The 20,057-nt window shown below is 60.0% G+C and carries 17 protein-coding genes and 6 pseudogenes; 12 read left to right on the forward strand and 11 right to left on the reverse strand.

Features of this window, described 5'->3' with window-relative positions:
- Positions 1 to 2 precede the first annotated feature (2 nt).
- The 4 genes from NXC14_RS24055 to NXC14_RS24070 all read left to right on the forward strand — a co-directional run bounded on the left by NXC14_RS24055 (position 3) and on the right by NXC14_RS24070 (position 5,041).
- The gene (locus NXC14_RS24055; protein ID WP_085780542.1) at positions 3 to 1,346 is read left to right on the forward strand and encodes a cytochrome P450; all 1,344 of its coding nucleotides are present in this window, start codon (positions 3 to 5) and stop codon (positions 1,344 to 1,346) included.
- A 94-nt stretch (positions 1,347 to 1,440) separates the two neighbouring features.
- Positions 1,441 to 2,448, forward strand: coding sequence for a polyprenyl synthetase family protein (locus NXC14_RS24060; RefSeq protein ID WP_198175548.1), 1,008 nt, complete (start codon positions 1,441 to 1,443; stop codon positions 2,446 to 2,448).
- 152 nt (positions 2,449 to 2,600) lie between these two features.
- The gene (locus NXC14_RS24065; protein ID WP_085780543.1) at positions 2,601 to 4,151 is read left to right on the forward strand and encodes a hypothetical protein; all 1,551 of its coding nucleotides are present in this window, start codon (positions 2,601 to 2,603) and stop codon (positions 4,149 to 4,151) included.
- Complete coding sequence (locus NXC14_RS24070) at positions 4,148 to 5,041, forward strand: hypothetical protein (protein WP_085780544.1); 894 nt, start codon at positions 4,148 to 4,150, stop codon at positions 5,039 to 5,041. The genes NXC14_RS24065 and NXC14_RS24070 overlap by 4 nt, the downstream gene beginning before the upstream one ends.
- Before the next feature lie 358 nt (positions 5,042 to 5,399).
- Here NXC14_RS24070 and NXC14_RS24075 read toward each other — a convergent pair whose 3' ends face one another.
- From NXC14_RS24075 to NXC14_RS24085, 3 genes and pseudogenes are all read right to left on the reverse strand, one after another.
- Entirely contained in the window at positions 5,400 to 5,657 is a 258-nt protein-coding gene (locus NXC14_RS24075) for a WGR domain-containing protein (RefSeq protein WP_020923330.1), read from the reverse strand.
- 372 nt (positions 5,658 to 6,029) lie between these two features.
- Entirely contained in the window at positions 6,030 to 6,827 is a 798-nt protein-coding gene (gene cysQ, locus NXC14_RS24080) for a 3'(2'),5'-bisphosphate nucleotidase CysQ (RefSeq protein WP_085780545.1), read from the reverse strand.
- A 1,196-nt stretch (positions 6,828 to 8,023) separates the two neighbouring features.
- Positions 8,024 to 8,719 (reverse strand): annotated as a pseudogene (locus tag NXC14_RS24085) (transposase); the annotation flags it as partial.
- On the opposite strand from NXC14_RS24085, the pseudogene NXC14_RS32680 reads away from it, so the two are divergent.
- Positions 8,718 to 8,822, forward strand: a pseudogene (locus tag NXC14_RS32680) (type IV secretory system conjugative DNA transfer family protein); the annotation flags it as partial. The pseudogenes NXC14_RS24085 and NXC14_RS32680 sit on opposite strands and share 2 nt — an antisense overlap.
- Here NXC14_RS32680 and NXC14_RS24090 read toward each other — a convergent pair.
- The 3 genes and pseudogenes from NXC14_RS24090 to NXC14_RS24100 form a co-directional block, all read right to left on the reverse strand.
- Positions 8,823 to 9,056 (reverse strand): annotated as a pseudogene (locus tag NXC14_RS24090) (type IV secretory system conjugative DNA transfer family protein); the annotation flags it as partial. It lies immediately after the preceding pseudogene.
- 31 nt (positions 9,057 to 9,087) lie between these two features.
- Positions 9,088 to 9,510, reverse strand: a complete 423-nt coding sequence (locus NXC14_RS24095; protein ID WP_085780546.1) for a type II toxin-antitoxin system VapC family toxin — start codon at positions 9,508 to 9,510, stop codon at positions 9,088 to 9,090.
- Entirely contained in the window at positions 9,507 to 9,764 is a 258-nt protein-coding gene (locus tag NXC14_RS24100; protein ID WP_085780547.1) for a plasmid stability protein stbC, read from the reverse strand. Before NXC14_RS24100 ends, NXC14_RS24095 begins: the two co-directional genes overlap by 4 nt.
- Positions 9,765 to 10,199: 435 nt before the next feature.
- On the opposite strand from NXC14_RS24100, the pseudogene NXC14_RS33625 reads away from it, so the two are divergent.
- A pseudogene (locus tag NXC14_RS33625) lies at positions 10,200 to 10,441 on the forward strand (ATP-dependent DNA ligase); the annotation flags it as partial.
- Positions 10,442 to 10,470: 29 nt separating this feature from the next.
- Here NXC14_RS33625 and NXC14_RS32685 read toward each other — a convergent pair.
- From NXC14_RS32685 to NXC14_RS24115, 3 genes and pseudogenes are all read right to left on the reverse strand, one after another.
- On the reverse strand, positions 10,471 to 10,650 hold the full coding sequence (locus NXC14_RS32685) for an antitoxin Xre/MbcA/ParS toxin-binding domain-containing protein (RefSeq protein ID WP_157131492.1): 180 nt from the start codon (positions 10,648 to 10,650) through the stop codon (positions 10,471 to 10,473).
- Between the two features lie 205 nt (positions 10,651 to 10,855).
- Positions 10,856 to 11,589: pseudogene (locus NXC14_RS24110) on the reverse strand (hypothetical protein); the annotation flags it as partial.
- A gap of 199 nt (positions 11,590 to 11,788) precedes the next feature.
- Positions 11,789 to 12,844: a cytochrome-c peroxidase gene (locus NXC14_RS24115; protein ID WP_245362212.1), complete on the reverse strand. Its 1,056-nt coding sequence runs from the start codon at positions 12,842 to 12,844 to the stop codon at positions 11,789 to 11,791.
- 1,065 nt (positions 12,845 to 13,909) lie between these two features.
- On the opposite strand from NXC14_RS24115, the gene NXC14_RS32690 reads away from it, so the two are divergent.
- The 3 genes and pseudogenes from NXC14_RS32690 (at position 13,910) to NXC14_RS33630 (ending at position 15,893) form a co-directional block, all read left to right on the forward strand.
- Positions 13,910 to 14,065: a hypothetical protein gene (locus NXC14_RS32690; RefSeq protein ID WP_157131493.1), complete on the forward strand. Its 156-nt coding sequence runs from the start codon at positions 13,910 to 13,912 to the stop codon at positions 14,063 to 14,065.
- A gap of 416 nt (positions 14,066 to 14,481) precedes the next feature.
- Positions 14,482 to 15,048, forward strand: coding sequence for a sulfite exporter TauE/SafE family protein (locus NXC14_RS24120; protein ID WP_085780548.1), 567 nt, complete (start codon positions 14,482 to 14,484; stop codon positions 15,046 to 15,048).
- Between the two features lie 326 nt (positions 15,049 to 15,374).
- A pseudogene (locus tag NXC14_RS33630) lies at positions 15,375 to 15,893 on the forward strand (Chromate resistance protein ChrB).
- A 14-nt stretch (positions 15,894 to 15,907) separates the two neighbouring features.
- On the opposite strand, the gene hemN reads toward NXC14_RS33630, so the two are convergent.
- A complete protein-coding gene (gene hemN / locus NXC14_RS24130) occupies positions 15,908 to 17,254 on the reverse strand; it encodes an oxygen-independent coproporphyrinogen III oxidase (protein WP_198175549.1) in 1,347 nt (448 codons plus the stop codon).
- A 76-nt stretch (positions 17,255 to 17,330) separates the two neighbouring features.
- A complete protein-coding gene (locus NXC14_RS24135; protein ID WP_085780550.1) occupies positions 17,331 to 17,741 on the reverse strand; it encodes a hypothetical protein in 411 nt (136 codons plus the stop codon).
- A 745-nt stretch (positions 17,742 to 18,486) separates the two neighbouring features.
- Between NXC14_RS24135 and NXC14_RS32695 the strand changes: the two genes are divergently transcribed.
- The 3 genes from NXC14_RS32695 (at position 18,487) to NXC14_RS24140 (ending at position 20,055) form a co-directional block, all read left to right on the forward strand.
- Entirely contained in the window at positions 18,487 to 18,654 is a 168-nt protein-coding gene (locus tag NXC14_RS32695; protein ID WP_157131494.1) for a hypothetical protein, read from the forward strand.
- A gap of 34 nt (positions 18,655 to 18,688) precedes the next feature.
- A complete protein-coding gene (locus tag NXC14_RS32700; protein ID WP_157131495.1) occupies positions 18,689 to 18,853 on the forward strand; it encodes a hypothetical protein in 165 nt (54 codons plus the stop codon).
- 116 nt (positions 18,854 to 18,969) lie between these two features.
- Positions 18,970 to 20,055: an HlyD family efflux transporter periplasmic adaptor subunit gene (locus tag NXC14_RS24140; protein ID WP_085780551.1), complete on the forward strand. Its 1,086-nt coding sequence runs from the start codon at positions 18,970 to 18,972 to the stop codon at positions 20,053 to 20,055.
- The last annotated feature ends 2 nt before the right edge of the window (positions 20,056 to 20,057 follow it).

The following is a 20,057-nucleotide window of genomic DNA, read 5'->3' on the forward strand; positions in this document are numbered from 1 at the left end:
TGATGGACGTGCTGCTCAATCCGCTGAACCGCTGGCACCGGCTGCGGGACGACATCCCGGTCATGCCCGGAGCTTACCCCCTGGTCGGGCATCTTCCCGCTATCGTCTGCGATCTGCCGCGCCTGCTGCGCCGCGCGGAAAGGACGCTAGGCAGCCACTTCTGGCTGGACTTCGGCCCTGCCGGCCACCTCATGACCTGCCTGGAGCCGGATGCGTTTGCATTGCTCTGGCACAAGGAAGTGTCCTCGGCGCTGATCGAAGAGATGGCGCCCGACATCCTTGGCGGAACGTTGGTTACTTTGGACGGCAGCGCGCACCGTCAGGCGCGCGATGGGATAAAGGCGGCGTTTCTGCCCAGGGGTCTGACCGAAGCCCGCATTGGCGAGCTGTTCGAACCCGTCATCCGTGCTCGGGTACAGGCGTGGCGCGATCGCGGTGAAGTAACTATCCTGCCCGAAACGGGCGACCTGATGCTCAAACTCACCTTCAGTCTTATGGGCATCCCCGCCCGAGACCTGCCGGAATGGCACCGCAAGTACCGGCAACTGCTACAGTTGATGATCGCTCCCCCGATCGACCTGCCAGGAATGCCATTGCAGCGCGGCCGCGCCGCCCGCGATTGGATCGACACGAAGTCGCGCCAGTTCATCCGCGACGCGCGCGCGTGTGCCGCGCGCACAGGGCTGATCAACGACATGGTGGGCGCCTTCGATCACAGCGAAGATGCGCTCTCCGATGACGTCTTGGTCGCCAATATCCGCTTGCTGCTGCTTGCCGGTCACGAGACCACCGCCTCAACAATGGCCTGGATGGTGATCGAGCTGGCGAGGCAGCCGGAGCTGTGGGACGCCTTAGTCGAAGAGGCGCAATGCGTGGGCGCGGTGCCGACCCGGCACGCGGACCTGGCGCAGTGTCCGGTCGCCGAGGCGTTGTTTCGCGAGACGCTACGGATGCATCCGGCGTCCTCGCTCGTACCGCGTCGCGCGACGCAGGAATTACAACTTGGCCAGCGGCGCATTCCCGCGGGCACCCGTTTAGGAATCCCGCTGCTGTATTTCTCGACCTCGGCGATGCTGCACGAGGCGCCTGATCAGTTCCGCCTGACACGGTGGCTGGAACGCACGGAGCCTATCCGGCCGTTGGACATGCTGCAGTTCGGCAGCGGCCCACACGTCTGCATCGGCTATCACCTGGTATGGCTGGAACTTGTGCAGTTCAGCATCGCCTTGGCGCTGACCATGCACAAGGCCGGGGCGCGACCACGGTTGCTGAGCGACGCCGAAAAAGGCCGGCGCTACTTCCCGACCGCACAACCGTCCATGAAAATCCGCATCGGGTTCTCATGAGCTGCCATTGCATGCCCATGTGGCGAGGTAGCGATGCCGGCAACCCGCGGCTGCTCGCTGCTCGCCTTGGCCCTCTCCTGTCAGGTACAAGGACATGAACAACATGCAGACCGGTTCTAAGCAACACGACGACCGAACTGGCGTTTCAGGGCTCGGCGGATCGGGCGCGCAGGCGCCCGGCGCAGCCGGCGGGCTGCTGCCGGAGATCTGGATGCAGTATGGCGCAAAGCGGGTCGAACAGGCGCTGGCGCGTCTTCTATGCGCCGAAGACGACGGTGGGACCGAGTTGATGGCGGCGATGCGCTACGCCACCTTGCAGGGCGGGAAGCGCACCCGCGCCTTGCTCTGTCTGGCTGCCGGCGCCCTGGCCGACTCGCCGGCGCACATGCTCGACGACGTCGGCGCCGCTATAGAGATGATGCACGCCTGTACCCTCGTCCACGACGACCTGCCGGCGATGGACGACGACGTGCTTCGCCGCGGCCTTCCGACCGTGCACGTGAAATTCGGCGAAGCCACTGCGATCCTGGTCGGCGATGCGCTGCAGGCGCATGCATTCCTCACTCTGGCGAGCCTGGATGCGCCGGCCGACAATCGTGTCGCGCTCGTGCGCGAACTGGCTCGGGCCGTGTCCGCGGAGGGTGCCGCAGGCGGACAGGCCATGGATCTGTCGCTGGTCGGAAAGCACGTCGAGCTGGACAGAATCGTGACGATGCACCGTATGAAGACCGGAGCGCTCGTGCGCGCTTCCGTTCGCATGGGCGCGCTATGCGCCATCGCGGAGGACGCCGCGCACGCTGCGCTGTACCGTGCGCTCGATCGCTACAGCGCCCGTCTTGGCCTCGCGTTGCAGGTGATCGACGACATTCTCGACGCGACGGCAGACTACGCGACGCTGGGCAAGACGCCCGGGAAGGACGCGGCGGCGCAGAAGCCGACCTGCGCGTCGATCATGGGGCTGCAGGCAGCGTGCCAGTTCGTGCCGGATCTGTTGCGCGACGCCGGGGAGGCCATCGCCCCGCTGGGGCCGCGTGCAGAGGGGTTGGCGCAGATCCTGCAGCGGGCCAACGGGTATCTGGGCAAGCACGCGCCATGTACATGAGCGCGCCCGTCGACATGGAGAGGCCCCTGTGCTGCTACGACCGCGCCGGCGGCAGCTGGGGCATGCCATGAGTCGTCCGAGTTCGCGGCTACGTGCGCGGGGTCTGCCCGATCCTGGTCCTCGTCAACTATCTGCAGTAGGAAACATTCCGCGTGAACGCGCTGTCCGAACAGATCCTTTCTGAATTGCGCCACCTGCTGAGCGATACGAGCGATGGCGGCAGTGTCGGTCCGTCCGTCTACGACACGGCGCGAGTTCTGCAGTTCCACGGCGACGTCGCCAGTCGGCAGGACGCATACGCGTGGCTCATCGCGCAGCAACAGGCCGATGGGGGATGGGGAAGTGCGGACTTCCCGCTGTTTCGCCATGCGCCCACATGGGCGGCGTTGCTTGCATTGCAGCGTGCCGATCCTCTTCCCGGCGCTGCAGACGCAGTCCTGGCTGCAATCCGGTTCCTCCAGCGGGAGCCCGATCCCTATACAGATGCGGCGCCGGATGACGCGCCGATAGGAGCTGAGCTGATCCTGCCGCAGATGTGCGGCGAGGCCGCATCCTTGCTAGGCGACGTGGTGTTACCGCGCCACCCGGCACTGTTGCCGTTGCGGCAAGCGTGCCTGGCCAAGCTGGGGACGGTGGCACCGCTGCCGAGCGGCCACCCGTTGCTGCACTCCTGGGAAGCCTGGGGGACGGCGCCGACCATGGTATGCCCGGATGACGACGGCAGTATCGGCATTAGCCCGGCCGCCACTGCCGCATGGCGTGCGCACGCCCTGCCACAGGGGAGCGCGCCGCAGGTCGGGCGCACCGACAGGTATCTGCAGGCCGCATCGCGGGCGACGCGCAGCGGCATCGAAGGTGTCGTTCCCAACGTCTGGCCGATCAATGTGTTCGAGCCGTGCTGGTCGCTCTACACCCTGCATCTGGCTGGGCTGTTTTCGCATCCCGCGCTCGCCGAGGCGGTGCGCATGATCGTCGCGCAGCTCGATGCCCGCCTGGACGTGCGCGGACTGGGTCCGGCGTTGCACTTCGCGGCCGATGCGGACGACACCGCCGTTGCGTTGTGCATCCTGCGCCTTGCAGGACGCAACCCGCCTGTTGATACGTTGCGCCATTTCGAAACCAACGGGCTGTTCGTCACCTTCCCCGGCGAGCGCAATGCCTCGGTGTCCACCAATATCCACGCCTTGCATGCGTTGCGACTGCTGGGAAGGTCCACCGCAGGCCCCAGCACTTACGTTAAGGCCAATCGCAACCCGCACGGTCTATGGGACAACGAAAAATGGCACGTTTCGTGGCTGTATCCCACCGCGCATGCGATCGCTGCGCTCGCGCAAGGCACGCCCCAGTGGCGTGACGAGCGCGCGCTGGCGGCGATGCTGCAGGCGCAGCGCGACGACGGCAGCTGGGGCGCCGGTAGCGCGTCAACATTCGAGGAAACGGCCTATGCGCTGTTTGCGTTGCACGTGATGGACGGGCGCGAAGAGCCGACGGGGCGCGCGCGCATCGCGCAGGCGGTGGCGCATGCGCGGGAGTGGATGCTCGCCCGCCATGCGGCGCATGAATTGCCGGAGACGCCGCTGTGGATCGGCAAGGAATTGTATTGCCCTACCCGGGTCGTGCGCGTGGCCGAACTCGCCGGGTTGTGGCTGGCAATTCGTTGGGGGCAGCGCCTCCCGGCCGAGGGGACAGGAGCGGCGCCATGATCCAGACCGAACGCGCGCTGCAGAAGGTGCTGGAGTGGGGGCGTTCCCTGACCGGGTTCGCCGACGAGCATGCAGTGGAAGCGGTCAGGGGCGGCCAGTACATCCTGCAGCGCATCCACCCGAGCCTGCGCGAAACCAGCGCCCGCACCGGCCGTGATGCGCAGGACGAAACTCTGATCGTGGCTTTCTACCGGGAACTGGCGCTACTGTTCTGGCTTGACGATTGCAATGACCTTGGCCTGATCGCGCCGGAGCAGCTCGCCGCGGTGGAGCAGGCGCTGGGTCAGGGCGTGCCGTGCGCGCTTCCCGGTTTCGAGGGCTGCGGTGTGCTGCGCGCTTCACTGGCTGCGCTTGCCTACGATCGTAGCGACTATGCTCAGCTTCTCGACGATACCCGGTGCTACTGCGCGGCGCTGCGGACCGGACACGCGCAGGCGTCAGAGGCACAACGCTGGTCCTACGCCGAATACCTGCATAACGGCATCGATTCGATCGCTTATGCGAACGTGTTCTGTTGCCTGTCGTTGCTGTGGGGGCTGGACATGGCGACATTGCGCGCGCGTCCGGCGTTTCGCCAGGTACTGCGGCTCATCTCCACGATAGGGCGCTTGCAGAACGATCTGCATGGACGCGACAAGGATATTTCGGCGGGTGACGGCGACAACGCTGCCATCCTGCTCCGGCAGCGGTATCCGGCCATGCCGGTGGAGGAGTTCCTCAATGACGAGCTGGCGGGTCATGCGCGCATGCTGCACCGGGTGATGGCGGAAGAACGCTTTCCCGCGCCATGGGGATCGTTGATCGAGGCTATGTCGGCGATGCCAGCGCAGTACTACCAGACCTCAACCAGCCGCTACCGCAGCGACGACTCGCTGGCTTCCCCGCGCTGATCTAAGCGACGCTCCCGGAGGGCGAGGGCATGGACCGCTACCAGCTGATCCGGTCCCGCCCTAACCGGGACCGAGACCGGGACAAGGCCCCCGCCGCCAAGGGGGGCGAACTGAATCCTGGATGCCGCCATGCGCCGCCAGATCGAGGTAGAGCTTGAACTCGCCCAGGCTGATCTGGCCGGGGCGCTTGCCGAATAGGACGGTGCCATCGGTGCAAGCCGCCTTTTTGAGGCGGCTCTTTCTGCGGGACTGGTCAGCCGGATGAAACGACCTTCCTCGCGAGATCGGGGTGTCCTTCGAAGACCAATCGAAAGCGGCGCCGATGAAGCGCTTTCGACGCCCGCTTTGGCGGGCCTTGCTATGTCGGGACCGAGGCGCGCGGACGATAGCCGCGTTTGCGCTTTTGTCGGAGCAGCTCGAGAAACAGCTGGACCGCTTCTTTTTCCCGGCCGAAATGCTGGATCATCGTCTGACCCTTGGTGCCAATGCGGCCCCATTTCCTAAGCAGGCAGATATCCCCGAACAGGTTGGGTTCGATCGACATGGCATAGTAACGCGCCATGTTCTTGGAGGCGTCCACACGCTCGACATAGAGGTGATAGGGCTGCGAGATCATAACATCCAGAATCGTCCATCCTGAATGTCTCGTCCAACGACAGTTGTGAATCGTTCGGCTGGGATCGATTCACATAGGTGATGATTAGACCGAGGACCGGTTGGACGAGGCGCTCTCTGCGCACGGCTCTACTCACCATGCTCACGGAGCCCGCCTACGGTCTCCGTGCTTCCTGTGACGATCCTCTTGCAGCTCTCAGCCGCATGATCCATGTCTTGAGCCGTCCCAGCGACTGGCGAGGCCTTCATGGGTAAGACTGCGGCTCATGCCGAGAATCACCTGATCCGGTGGCCGGCCGTTCGGGGATCACTCCGGGACCGCCTGCCGAGGCCTGGACGCCGATAGAGGCAAATTCGGGGATGCGGCGGATGGTCACGCCGGTTCGAGGACGCGTTTTCTGCCGCCCCAGGAGATGAAGCTCGGATTGGCAAAGTTGAAATCGGCCGCCGTCCCCGTCTTGCCATAGGTCAGCAGCGCCCCGTCGAGCGTCACCGTCGATCCCCCGGCGGCGCGCAGCACCGCGTCGCCGGCCGCGGTGTCCCATTCCATCGTGCGGGTGAAGCGTGGATAGACGTCGGCCTTGCCTTCGGCCAGGAGGCAGAATTTCAGCGAGGAGCCGATATTGGTGCATTTGGAGATCGCGTGATCGGCGAGGAAGGTTCCCGTGTCCGGGCTGTTGTGACGAAGGCTTGCAAGTGCAAGCCGATCGTCCAGCTGCTCGCGGACGGCAATTGCTGTGCGTGCCCCGATGGTGAAGTCCTCGGTGACCTCAAGCCTTTGGGCACGGCCGCGCTCCCCCGAGAAGGCGAGCCCGAGTGCCGGCGCGTAGACGATCCCGGCGACCGGGGCGCCGTTCTCGATATAGGCGATGTTGACGGTGAATTCCTGCCGTCCGTCGACGAATTCACGGGTGCCGTCGAGAGGGTCGACCAGGAAGAAGCTTCGGCCGCTGATGTCGGGCACGTTTCCGGCGGCAACCGACTCTTCTGCCACGACGGGTATATTGGGATAATTCCTGGAGAGATGGGCGAGGATTATGCGTTCGGCCTCCTCGTCCGCAACCGTAACCGGGCTTGCGTCCGCCTTCATGGCAATGGGAAAGCCTTCGCGCAAAACCGCGATGATGGCCTTACCGGCTTCGAGCGCCGCCTTTTCAAATGTCGTCAGCATTGTCCTTTTGCCGTTCGCCGCGCGGCGAGCGCTCGCTGTCGCCCGTCGTCAACCATCCCTGTCGCACCAGATATCGATATGGTGGTCCTCGCCGCGCCCCGCACCCCGATAACGCAGATTGAAGATGCTACCATGAGCTTTCAGCCTTGTCAGACGAAGAAGGGGTAATGCTCGCGAAATGGTATTCGCGAAAGTGGTCGGCTTCTGGTGTGAATTTGCGCCATCTTCCAATTCTATGAATGACTTGCGAGTAAGCGGGTAAGGAAATAGCGACGATAGTCTCCGAATCGTTAACTCAGCGGCAGCTTCGAATCAAAAAAACGGCTTTTCTTTGCCGGCCCCGAGCAGCGAATCGCCCTGCTCGGGTAACCGTGCACAGATTGCGGCCATACTTCCTCGTCGTGCAAGTCCTAACCAGAGTGTAATCGCCATCGACGACGCGGTTAATTCGCGCGCTCTCGCCGCGGAATGAAAACGCGGTCCACAACGCCGTCGTCCGTGTTTTGCCCAGAGCGAGGACACTAGAGAGATCTCCGTCGCCGCAGAAAGCGAGCCACGCCCCCGCAGCAATGATCATGGCCGCGGGATCCCGTCACTAATCCACGCGAGATTCGGTCGAGATCGCGCTGTTTTTCCACGCTGGTGATGTTGATTCCTGCTACCGGACTTCCGCGGCCTTCTGAACGAAACCACATTCAATTTTGCCGCTTGCTTGTCCTCTCCTGTTTGCCAATTATATCGGACCCGGTTTCATCTGCGTTTACGGAGACGCTCGGCCTCGAGCTGCAGTATGGTGTGCGGGAGCGGGGCGCAGTCGGTCCCGCCTCTCCTTCAGGCCACTATGTTGAGGCTCCTGCGGCTGCGCTGTTTCCCGCTCCCCACACGACGAGAATTCCCGAAATCCCGTTGGGCGGCCGCTATGCTGATTTCTCCAATGAAAGAACACAAGGAAAAAAACGCTTTGTTTTCGCGGCTTTCCCTGGGTTCGGTTCTACTTTGAGCGGCGTTTCGGCCGGTTGGCAAAATCTTCCCCGTTCGAAGGACAGCGTGTTCCGTCCTTCGGTCTTGAACCATTCTCCAATCCGTGCCCCCTGATGCCGTTTCCTTTCCGGCTTCGGTCACATAGTGGGGTTCGGTTCCCGGTTTCCCATTCTCCGATAAGAGCTCAGCCCAGACCTGCCGGGCTCGCTAAGAAATCATCGGGACAGCCGGGATATCGTTGCCGACGCACCCTCATCACTATCGACGCCGCGCCGCTCGTAAGGGCGCTGGGCACGCAGGATCTGGAAGGTGATCGTCAAAAGCTTGCGCGCGATCGCGACGCGCGCCTTGTTAGTTCCATTCAACTTCAGATGTTCGTATTGGGCACGAAGCTGCAAGTCGGAAGCGACGGCCGGTGCAACGGCCTCAACGAAGGCCCAGCGCAGCCACTTATTGCCCTGCTTGATGATTTTCCCATGAAAGGTCTTGTCACCGCTCGAATAGGTCGAGGGAACAAGCCCGGCGTAGGCGGCTAGCTTCTTCGGGTTCCGGAAGCGGTCGATGTCGTCAATCTCGGCATCGATCAGCCGGGCGAAGAATTCCCCGATGCCAGGGATGGTCTTCAACAGCTTTACATTGCCGTTGGTCTTCGTCATTGCCTTGATCGTGGCTTCGGCCTGCTTGATCCGCCCGTCAATGTCGCCGATAAACTCCAGCCCCCGATCGATCTGGATGCGGTCGATCGCTGATACGTTGAGAGTGGCGAGCTGCTGGAGGCCGGTCTTGTTGAACAGGTCGCCCAGCTTCTTCAACTGCGCCGTCTGCTCTGGGTACCGGTCGAACACTGTCACACCCCGGTTCTTCACCATCGTGCGCAGCCGGACATAGAACATCCGCTCACGAAGCGCGATCGCGGTGTTCGTGAATATGACGCCGGAGACGTTTTCCGGGGTCTACGCCAATGCTGTGAAGGAGACGCACTGGCTTTCCTACCCGAACTATGCCGCGCTGGTCTACGTTCTCCTTGACGAAATCGGATTCCGAGCCTTCGTAGATGCGCACCAGCCGCTCGCGCAGCTTCGGCTCCGGCTCGGATAGATTGGCCCGCACGCGGCGCAACGTCTGCTCCTTCTCGTCGGTATTGCCGGAGAGGCAAACGTCGGCGATCAGCGCTGTCAAAAGCTGCATGGCCGAGGCACGGAAGAAGTCGTCGCGCGCCGACGTCGTTCGCGCATTGTCGGTCATGATCAATAACATGAGGACCTGAAAATCCTTCCCATCATAGCGCCTCCCAGGGGTTGATGATATCTAGCCCAGCGGCCGCGAATGGGCTGGTATCGCGCGTAGCGACCATGAACCCACGTGCCAACGCCGTTGCGGCGATATAGCCATCCGCATTGCTGATGGCTTTGCCTGCCCTCTTGGCTTGCGCCATCAGATCGGCATAAGTTCGTGACGCATCCAAGTCGAAGGGGAGTATGCGCCCCGCTAGGGCCGGCAATACCTCTCCTTCCAAGCGATTCAGATAGATCGTGCGTCGCTTGCCTGCTGGCATGGCCGCCAAGCCGAAACGCAGTTCGGCCACCGTAATTGCGGATAAATACAGCGTTTCGATCATCTGCGCATCGATCCAGGCCATCACATTGCGGTCGGGCTCGGCCTTCCACAGTTCGGAAACGACGTTGGTATCGATGACGATCATTCGAAGCTCATCGGTTCAGCCGGTGTCTTGTCACGCAGCTGGTTGAAATGCTCCGCTTCAGCATCGGTCAGCCCTCCTGCGTCACGGGCAATAGACGCCAATAAAGAACCGAGTTTGACGCGCTCCGGCGGACGGACAATCGTTTCGAGGATCTCGCGGATCTCGGCCTCGGTGCTGCGGCCATGCATCGCTGCTCTCACGCGAAGCGCGCGGTGCACCTCATCCGGCAGGTTCCTAACGGTCACGCTCGCCATGATAACTTCCTTTCGACATAGATATCAATGATTGCACTATACATAATGTGATATCGCCATGCAATCTTCTCATATGACAGGTTAAACGGCGTCGCCGGCATGGGAGCAACGCCGGTCCCGGGGGGCGTTATGGCTTACATGTAGGCCGGGCCAACTGCAATTTTATCATTGTGGCTAAGACCCATATTCCGCCACGTCTTGCTCTTGGACAGGTTCGGCAGGAGGGTAGGTTGGCGGCAAGGGTCGAAGCGCGCGATGAGGCCGCCTCAGTTTTCCGCCGTCATAGGCCGATAACGCACAACACCCTTACCCCACCCCAATCGGCAGCAAAGACGGTGAAGGGAGATTGGCGGTATGATCCCCACCTTTTGAGACAACCGGCAACCTTCAATGTTCAGTAAAATGCATTTTAATATTTTCTGATAGAATGCCGTCATGACCAAGCGCCCGCGCAAGCGTTCCACGCCGCTGTTACGTGATGACGGCGCCCCGATTCAAAGCCGCCCAATCCGGCAACGCGACCTGGCGCAGCCGCAGCTCCTATCCGATCCCATGCCAAATCATATCGAATCGGCACTCGCAAAATTGCTGACCAGGCCGCCTGCCGGCGACGATTGGGGCTGGGAAGTCAAATGGGAGGGTACCGCCTCCACGTTCACATCGAGCAGCGCGGCGTGCCCTCGTACTCCCTTCCCGCCCGTCTGGTTCAGGATTCATCGGTTTGGTCGCCGGTCTTTTTCAGCCTGTCGCGGATATATGCCTCTATGTAGTTAAAGACCTCTGCCGCGCCCTCATCCGTCTCGATCATATCGATAGGGCGACGACCGCCTTCCTGACGCGCCCATTTCAAGATCTCACCTTCGTTACGCAGAACCGGCCGGGCCATTTCCAGCATCTTCGCAAGGTGATGCGGTTTCGCATACCATGAGTGTGGCTTGATGCTGGCGCGGCAGCGGCCAGGAACTCCATGGCAATTGTGAGGCGCGCAGCTCATCCTCCGAGATATACCGCCTGACCCAATGGGCGAGTTGTGCGAGCGAGACGTTTGCTTCGCGTTCAAGGTCACCGCCCGCCCCGACGTTGCGCGTCGGCGGCCGGTAGTGGCGGGGCTGCGCCTGCCAGAGTTCAACCGCCGGCCTCGCCGTCAGGGGCGTTTGGGGCGGCCGCGGGTATATTCGATCGCGCGAGCCCGCTTCTTTGCCGCGCGGCGCGGATCAAGCACTACCGCGAACTGCTCAAGATCACGCGCACGACCTTGAGTTATCTGCAGCAGGCGAGTGAACAGTTGCCGGTGGTCCATGGGATGGCGCTACCCAGTGCCTCGGCCTGCTGCAACAGCCGCACCGTCACGCGGACAGTGTCCCATAACAGGCTGCTGTCGCTCGGCTCATGGATCAGTGCGGCGGTGACGGTGCTGTCAACGCGCACGACTTTGCCACTTTCCAGCTTCTCCTGCCGGGCGCTCGCCAGCAGCACCCGGTTTATCTCTTCAAAGGTTTGCGCCCGGATCGCGCTGATCCTCTTGTGCAAGACCGACTTCTTCGGGTTCCATCCCCACGGCAGCCGGGCAAAGGCGCGGAACGAGGCGGAGTCTTTAACTCAACTGGCGATGCTGCTTGAGCAGCGCGCAGCGCAGCACAGCCTCGGCTGGTAGCCCCTCGCGGCCGGTCTGTCTGAGACCATGCCGGCGCAGGTCGCGCGCCACCAACCCGAGCAGATCGCTATGCTCATCCAGCCACTGAGACATGGCTTTCAATTCACGGCCGATCTCGTGTCCGGCAAAAAGATCGAATATACTGGATTGGACGGTGCGTTCTTGGCGCATTGTCGGCCCCGGCGGTTACGGGTTTGTCTTTAGAATCAGTAGCTTGATCTAAAGTATACCTGAAACCGCCGGGCTTTACCTGCGGCAATGTCGCAATTCCTCCAACAATGGACGGGCACTAGGCTAGAGATGGGTCAGCCCTACCGGTGAAGGTCGCAATCATTCTTGATTGCAACCTCTCCTAGCCAGCTCGAGCCGTTTATTTTCCTAAGATCTGCAACACAGGGCGGGGTGTTCCCCCCGTCTCGGCTGGCAAAAGTGGATAGGCGACCTCCGGTACCGTTCCGGTCAGCGAATTAAGAAAGGCAACGATGAGGTCGACTTCTTCTTCCTTCAATGCTTCGCCGAGCTGGGCGGTCCCCATGATGGCGACGGCCTGTTTGAGATCCCAAACCTTACCCGAATGAAAGTAAGGTGCCGTGAGTGCTACGTTGCGCAGCGGAGCTGCGCGGAAAACATATAAATCGTCGGATTTATTGGTGACGGCAAAACGGCCCTTGTCTTTTTCCGGCAGGACGTCGACGCTGGGCTTTTCAACAATGCCAAAACGGTAATAGCCATTCCCACCAACATTGGTACCAGCATGGCAGGACGAGCAGCCTTTTTCCATGAAAAGCGTCAGGCCCTGTTTCTGTTTGGAAGTCATTGCGGCGTCATCGCCATTGAGAAAGGCATCGAAGGGAGCCGGCGTGACAAGTGTCGCCTCAAAGGCTTCGATTGCCTTGGCGAAGTTGTCGAAGGTGACGGGATCGGCGTCACCCGCGAAAGCTGCACTGAACCACTCGACATATTGCGGCATCGATTTGAGCGTGGCAATGACTTGACCCGGTGTATTGGCCATTTCGACACTGGCTTGGACCGGTCCCTTGGCCTGAGCCTTCAGGTCTTCGGCACGACCGTCCCAGAACTGCGCGATGTTGAAGACAGCGTTCAGTGCCGTCGGCGCGTTGCGCGGTCCCTTCTGCCAACCATGGCCGATCGAGGTTTCAAGATTGTCGTCGCCCCCAGTGGCCAGGTTGTGGCACGAGTTGCATGAGAAAACGCTTGACGCCGAGACGCGTGGATCGAAGAACAGTGCCTTGCCTAGGACGATTTTCTCCGATGTGATCCGGTTGTTGACGACTGCCGGCGTGGTGGATGGCAAAGCCTTGAAGGTAGCCAGCGCCATTGCTCTGAGGTCTGCGGGGATCGAATCCGCAGTAAAGGCGGTGGTCGCCATCAAGGCGGCAGCCATCGTAGTGAACAGGATTTTGATGGGCCGCAAACCGAGCACATCGAGAGCCTCGATCACCACGAGGTTCGAAAGTCCTCGGGCCTTACCGGCCGCCCATGCTGATGGAGAAGTAGGCCAGGCAGCTTGCCTGCGGGCCGTCTTCCTTCCCTGCGAAAAATTGCGGTTCTTTGTCGATGATCGCGGAATAGGCCAGGCCCAGCCGCCTCTGAGGTAATAGGAAACGCGGATTTCCTGCGCCAGTGAATCCATTTTTTTTTCATGAATCATCAGCCCCTCCCGCAGTTGCCGTGACAGCGCCTTTATGGACATCGAGGATCTCGCCGGGTTGGAACGAATGTAGAGTTGGGCGTCCGCGCGAGGGAACTGCGGCAAGCTCCTGTGCAGCCTTGGCTCGACTATTCCTGTACGACCTCTTAATTCCTCTGCATCTGGATCGTCCTATTCTAGAAGGATCGGATCCAGGCCCCGGCGGAAAGCAATTTTCTGACATTTCGACATTCTCCGCACAATTATCGTTGCTCTTTTGCGCACCTGCAAATGGCTCCACGCAATATGCCTGCCATAAGCAAAACTCTCTTTTTTGATACAGCATAATCGATCGAACCCGCCGTCTTGCATTTCCGATATTGTGATACATCGGACAATGCTACGCGACATGGAACCGTGACAGGCGGACTTGCCAAAAGTGGGCCGCCGTCTATTCAGCAATGATGCCGACCTGCGGCCCCCGCTTGGCGGCGTAAACGCTCCGCTCTGGCCACTCGCATTCATCGGGTCCGCGCCATAGAGCACGTGACGGAAACCTGCCCAGGTAAGAATCTACTGCCGCAGAGCTCGGCGTTCTTCCAACGAGATCGACGCCGACGCCGATCTTACGATCATCCAATGATTATGATCCGTGGGCGGCTCATTGAACCGCTTTTGCAGTTCCGCCTGCCGCTGGCGAGCCGGCGGCCGCAAGGGAGGCTGCGCCGCGGCTCAGGTCGAGTTGTGTCGGATCCGACAATTGTCAAGCCACGCCCTTGCAGCCTTTGCTCTTCGCCGCGGCCCGGATCGGGCCCGCGATATTCACGGGAAGGAACAAAGATGAAGGACGATCGCACGGCGATCGGAATGCAGATGGAAAGAGAACAAATCGAGCAATTGCGGAAAAGTGTCGGTTGCGCCGGTGCTGGCGACCTTGGGTTTTTGCAATCGACGTCAGAGCACCAGGCGGGCGATGAAGTGTCGCCGCGGAAGTGAGATCATCGTTGCTACGCATGACGGGCGCGGCTGGTTCTACCCGCTCGGGGAGGAAAAAGCGATGTGTTTTCCCTGATGTCGCGTCTGGAACGCGTCGGCTTTCACGAGGTTTGCCAGCGCATCGCGGCGCTGAGCGGCCACCGACCGGTGCCGGCGTGGCAGGGGTCAAAAGGCGATCGTGGTGCCGAGATTCCCGCCAGGCATTGGGCAGCATGGGCTCGTGCTGCAGACGAGGCAAGAATCTGTTGAAGGAGAAGCGGCCGCCGCAGGCGTGCAGTTCTGCACCAGGAACTCAAGAGAGCATTTGAGGATCCTAAACAACATCGCCGGTGCATCGACAGCGGCATAGTCACTCGCGGCGCTTCCACTCCATATTCACTATCCACCATCGTAATATCTGTGCATACATAACATCCATGTCTGACACCGCAAATACATCCTTATCCCGTCATCCTGCTGCTGCTTTCAGTGGAGGAGCCATAATTGGCGCTCTCGGCGGCCTCATCGGCCTCGGTGGCGCCGAGTTTCGGCTTCCGATCCTAATCGTCCTGGTCGTCGGGCACGCCGCCACAGCGGGCCAGCCATTGTTGACGGGAGCGGCCCAACTTGTCGCAGGGGTGATTGCAGGCCTCATCATCGGCATCGTCGCGGCATTGCTCGGCGTCGCCGGAGGTGAACTACTGATCCCAACGCTTGTCCTTCTGTTTGGGGCGGAAGTCAAGGTCGCCGGTAGTCTCTCACTCGCCGTCAGTCTGCCGACGATGCTGGTGAGCTTCACGCGATACAGCCGGGATCAGAGCTTCTCGGTGATTGGCCGGAACAAGACGTTCATGCTGGTGATGGCGGCAGGATCGATCGTTGGCACATTTATCGGCGGTCTACTGCTCGGCATCGTTCCGAATGCGATATTGCTTCCGGCCTTGGCAATCATTCTTCTGATCTCTGCGGTGAAGGTGTGGCGGACTAGCCGCGCAACTCTGTAGCTGATCCCAACCCGTACAAAGAACGAGAGCGCAGGCCTGGCCGCGCTGGGCTCCATACCGGCGTGGTAGGAGCGCGCGACGCCCGGCGCGTCCGCGCAACTTGTCGCCGTCCTCCGCTTGCGCTGCTGCTGATTACTCAAGGTCCTGAAGAACGACCCCCGGGCCATCTTCACCGCCACGAGCAAGGCGCAGCAAGCGTGCTGATTGGATGCATGCGCAGCAGCCCCAGGCGAAGAAGATGGCAGGTGAGCAGTATCATCTTCATCGCGGGGGATTTAAAGATCCCGCACACTGTTTTGTGACAGCCGTAACATTGGAATGCAGCTATGGCTACGTCATCCTGGCTGCTGCTGACCTACAAAGTCCCGCCCGAACCCGGTGCAAAGCGGGTCGCGTTATGGCGGCGGTTGAAGGGAATGGGTGCAGTGTATCTGCAGAACGGGGTTTGCCTGCTCCCCAAGACCGACGACCACGTCCGCGGCTGAAGATGATCGAGAATTGGCGTCTCCGAGATGGAGAATCCGTGATCTTGGAAACGGTCGCGGTCGATCGGCTCCAAGAAGAGAAAGTCATCGCCAGATTCCAGGCTGACCGAGACGAGGCCTATCGGGAGTTCATCGACAAGTGCCGGGATTCCGATGCGGAGATCGCAACGGGCAGCGGACCACTTCACCTACGCCGAGCTTGAGGAGAATGACGTCGATCTGAAGAACCTACAAGGCTGCTCTGTAAACTCCGACTTTATGGCGCGGCTCTTAGAGCCGAGGCTGAAGAATGGCTGCATGCCTGCGAGGCATTGCTCGACATTTATGCCAGCAGGTGACGCACACGACGAGAACCGCTAATTTGGAGCCCCACTCTAGAGGGACGGGCGGCCAAGATAAGCATCGAATGCGGCAGCGACAGCGCGAAGCGCAAAGCGACATGCCTGCCGCACACGGACGACACCATTGTCGACATCAACTATCCCGTCCTCAACCAGAATGTCCAACTGCTCAGCTGAATTACCCAAATGGATCGGATCAAATCCGCGAGCCGTACAGATTGCTGGTACATCTGCCTCCAAGTAGCACATGAGTTGCTCGATGATTGCGGCCCGTACGCGATCTTCGATGGTTAGACGATAGCCTCTTGACGTCGCTAAGTGGCCGGACGCAATGGGTCGGTTATAAGAGCTTTGTGTGAGTTCGTTTTGAACGTAACCCTCGCCGCAACGACTGATGGCCGACGCGCCGAAGCCAATCACAGTTTGGCGCGTTTCGGCGGAGTAACCAAGCGAATTGCGCCGCAGACGACCGGTTCTCTGCGCTAGTGCAAGCTCATCATCCGGCAAGGCGAAATGGTCGAGCCCGATTTGCAGATAGCCGGCTGCAACTAAAGTATCGGCCATGACTGAGGCCTGCTCAGCGCGCGCGGCTATATCGGGCAGCGCTAATCTGTCAATCAACCGCTGATTTTTTCTATAAGACGGAACGTGGGAATAACCGAAAACCGCTAGGCGGTCGGGACGCATCGCAATAGCTAGCAACGCGCTCTGGCGACAGGACTGGACTGTCTGATACGGCAGACCAAACATCAGGTCGAAATTGATGCGCCCTACTCCATGCAGGCGCAGGTTTTGGACGGCAGTCATCACTTGCGCCTCGCTCTGAACCCGGTTGATCGCTTTTTGTACGATGGGATCGAAGCTCTGCACACCGACGCTTGCGCGGTTTACCCCGGCTTTTTCTAAGGCTTCTGCCATATCGGTGGTGAACGTGCGCGGGTCGACCTCGATAGCGATGCTTGCCGCTTTCTCGAACGCGAAACAGCCGCGCAGGAGTTCCATTAGCGACAGGAAGCCTGCCGGCGGCATGATGGTCGGGGATCCGCCACCGAAGTGCACGTCGCTCACGGGGATTGCCTGTGGCGTTTGTTCGGCGACCATCCGGATCTCCTCACGCAACATTGCTAAATAATTGATGATCAAAGTATCCAGACGAGTGATGCTCGTCGGAAAACCACAATACCAGCACATCGAACGGCAGAATGGAATGTGAAGATAGAGCGAAACAGCGTCATCAGTTTCTAGGCTTCGCAGCCATTGCTCATAAGCGTGGGCGCCGACTTCTGAAGAAAACTCCTGTATCGTTGGATAGATGGTATACCAAGGCAAATGCGCCCCACTATATTTTTCCGAGACGAAAATCGATGACGCTACGCGCAATGACTTTCGTCTCCAGTCCGGCTTGTCATGTCCAGATCTCACGTCTGGTCTTCCTTCGATCAAATGAAGTCTGCGCTTAAAGGGAGTGCTTTTCGTCGCCAGGCATCAAGGCCTCCCCTCGTGCAATGCCGGACGCGCGCGTTCCCGCCGTGTTTAAATCTGAGAGGCAAAGGTCATGCCAGCCGAGTTGAAGATCCAGGACTTGCGTATCATCGAAGTCGCTAAAACGAGCTGCCCTTGGTTTAGATGCTGAAAGACATTCACGCTCAAATGCCATGGCGGCTTTCGGATTGTGACGTCCATGACCGAACGCCAAAAATCCAATCGCAACGTTATACTTGACAACGTCCGACAGTGGCTCCGCGCATATCGTCTTATTGGCATGATATATGCGTAACCCTGCCGCCGCACGTGCGATTTCAGGCAAGGCTGTCGACAACGCGTCCTTGTCTACGACGACTATGGAGAGCACTGCAAATTTGGCCAATGTCATCTCGGAAAACAGTGTGGATGAGTTGGTCCACTTGGCTGGTGCGCAGCTGTGGCCGACCTATGCATCTGACAGGGCGGGACCACCATCTGGTCGCATTATCCGCCACGTCCCATCATCTGGGCCATGCCACGCGCACGTTGCGGTCTGTCTTATCAGGTTGGGCTTTCCATGGTCTCGACGGCAATACTACCCTGGCAAGTCATTCATAAAGCCATTGCGGCAGTGGTCCGGCTTCAAGACCGCTCAATCTGCCACTTCGGATCCTTGATCACCGAGATCAAATCCTCAGGGTGAGTTCCAGAAGCGGCGCATCTGCGCCCACCATCGTGCGAGGGCCTTTTCAAGGTCCGTTAACTATTCACCAGGTTTCAAGCTGCATCAGCAACAACCAACGTCGACGAGAAGCGCGACGGGGCCTGGCGGATGGGTGCGCTCAGTAGGCGCCGAGGTTCCGGGTCTCAATTGTAGCGCCCTCACGACCTTGGACCTGTCGACACCTGGTCAGGACGTTCATTCAGAACCCTTAGTCGGGTTTGTCGTGCTTGAGACACTGTGATGTGCGGTTTGGCACGTCGCGGCGCTCTGGGGGGCAGCCATTGAATAGCATGCAGAACGGTTCTCTGATGCTCTTCGCTTTTTCTGAATTGGCACGAATCTTGAACCTCTTTATTGCGCGCCGCCAGGAGCTCCCGACGGAACCTTGGCATCTTCTCACTTCAGCTTTGGACCGGAGGCAACAATGAAGAGTGACATGGCAGCCTATCACGTGACTGAATTGACCCCCGAAGAAGCATCCGGTACTTCGGGAGGGATGGCATGGGAGATAGCTTTCGGAGTTATTGGGTTGGCAGGCGTTTTAGCCGTAATTATAGCAGAAGAAGTCACCGGCCAGGGTTGGATCGGCTGATCTTTTCATGCAGCTCTTGGAAAGGAGAAATCCAATGAAGATCGACACGGCAGCCTATCGGGTAACTGAATTAAATCCTCAAGAAGCAGCTGAATTCTCTGGAGGTATTTGGCAAATACCATTCGCAATTATCGCGTTTGTCGGCTTCGTGGCTACGAGCATTGGAGCCGCTGCCTTGGACCAATACTTCTTTGATTGATACAAAGGGGCGTTTGGCTCTCGATGCTTCCTAGTGACTACAGACTAGCTTCCCTTTCTGCTGAAACGGCCAGCTGCACCGCAGAAAGCATACTGTCGCGACTATCAGGTCGATCTTTGGGCATTTATAAGGCGATCTTGCTCTTCGTGGTCGCGGCATTTGCCTCACTGCCACTCGTCACCATACCGGTCTCTGTGCAGAGTGCCGGTACTATTCGCCCCATCGTGGAGAAGACGCCCCTGATAGCGCCCGTCTCCGGGCGAATCTCCCGTGTCCTTGCCTTTGAGAACGATGTCGTTGCTAAGGGGCAGGAAATCATCGCCCTTGACGATGAGGTAATTGAGGAAAAGCTCAGCGCGGTTTTAGCCGACATTCATGCCAAGAGCGATCTTGCCCATGACTTCCAAACGCTGATCTCCTCCGGCGCAAGGCCCAGTGTCTCAACCCCCCTCCAAACCGAATCCGCGACGGCTGAAAGGGTGCATTTTCTCAACCTGCTGCGCGAGAACCAATATGCTCGCAGTAACGCCGCGGCGGAACTCGACCGCGCAAAGCGACTTGTCTCGGCTGCTGCGGCGCCTGCGAAGGCCGTTGAGGAGAAGGCTTTCGCTCTCCAAAACATCGAGGTCCAAGGGGAGATCCTCGCGCGAGGCAAAACCGCCGATTGGAACCAGCAGCTCTTTGACGCTACCCTACGCCTAAAGGAACTCACGGCCACCTTGCATCAGCTCGAGAACGAACGGGACCTGCACCGCATCCGTGCCCCAGTATCGGGCGCTCTCGAGCAGTTCTCCGGCCTCGCGCCCGGCAGCTATGTTCAGATCGGGCAAACCGTTGCCTGGATCTCGCCGAACGACGAACTGGTGGCGGAAATCTACGTCTCCCCCAACGACATTGGCTTTGTGCAGCCTGGTCAGTCGGTGCGGCTCCAAGTGGATGCCTTTAACTACAATCAATGGGGTGTCATCGTAGCAACGGTGCTCGATGTGGCGCAGGACTTCACTCTGCATGACGGGAACCCGGTCTTCAAGGTCCACTGCGCGCTCTCTCGCAGTGATCTCGCGCTAAAGAGCGGGGCCATCGGTCACCTGAAGAAAGGCATGACCGTGCGGGCCCGCTTTCTGTTGGCCGATCGCACTCTCCTGCAACTGCTCTACGATCAGGCAGACGATTGGCTCAATCCGATGCTGGCAGGGCGCTAATT

The sequence above is a fragment of the Rhizobium sp. NXC14 genome, assembly GCF_002117485.1.
In the GTDB taxonomy this organism is placed as follows: Bacteria; Pseudomonadota; Alphaproteobacteria; order Rhizobiales; family Rhizobiaceae; genus Rhizobium.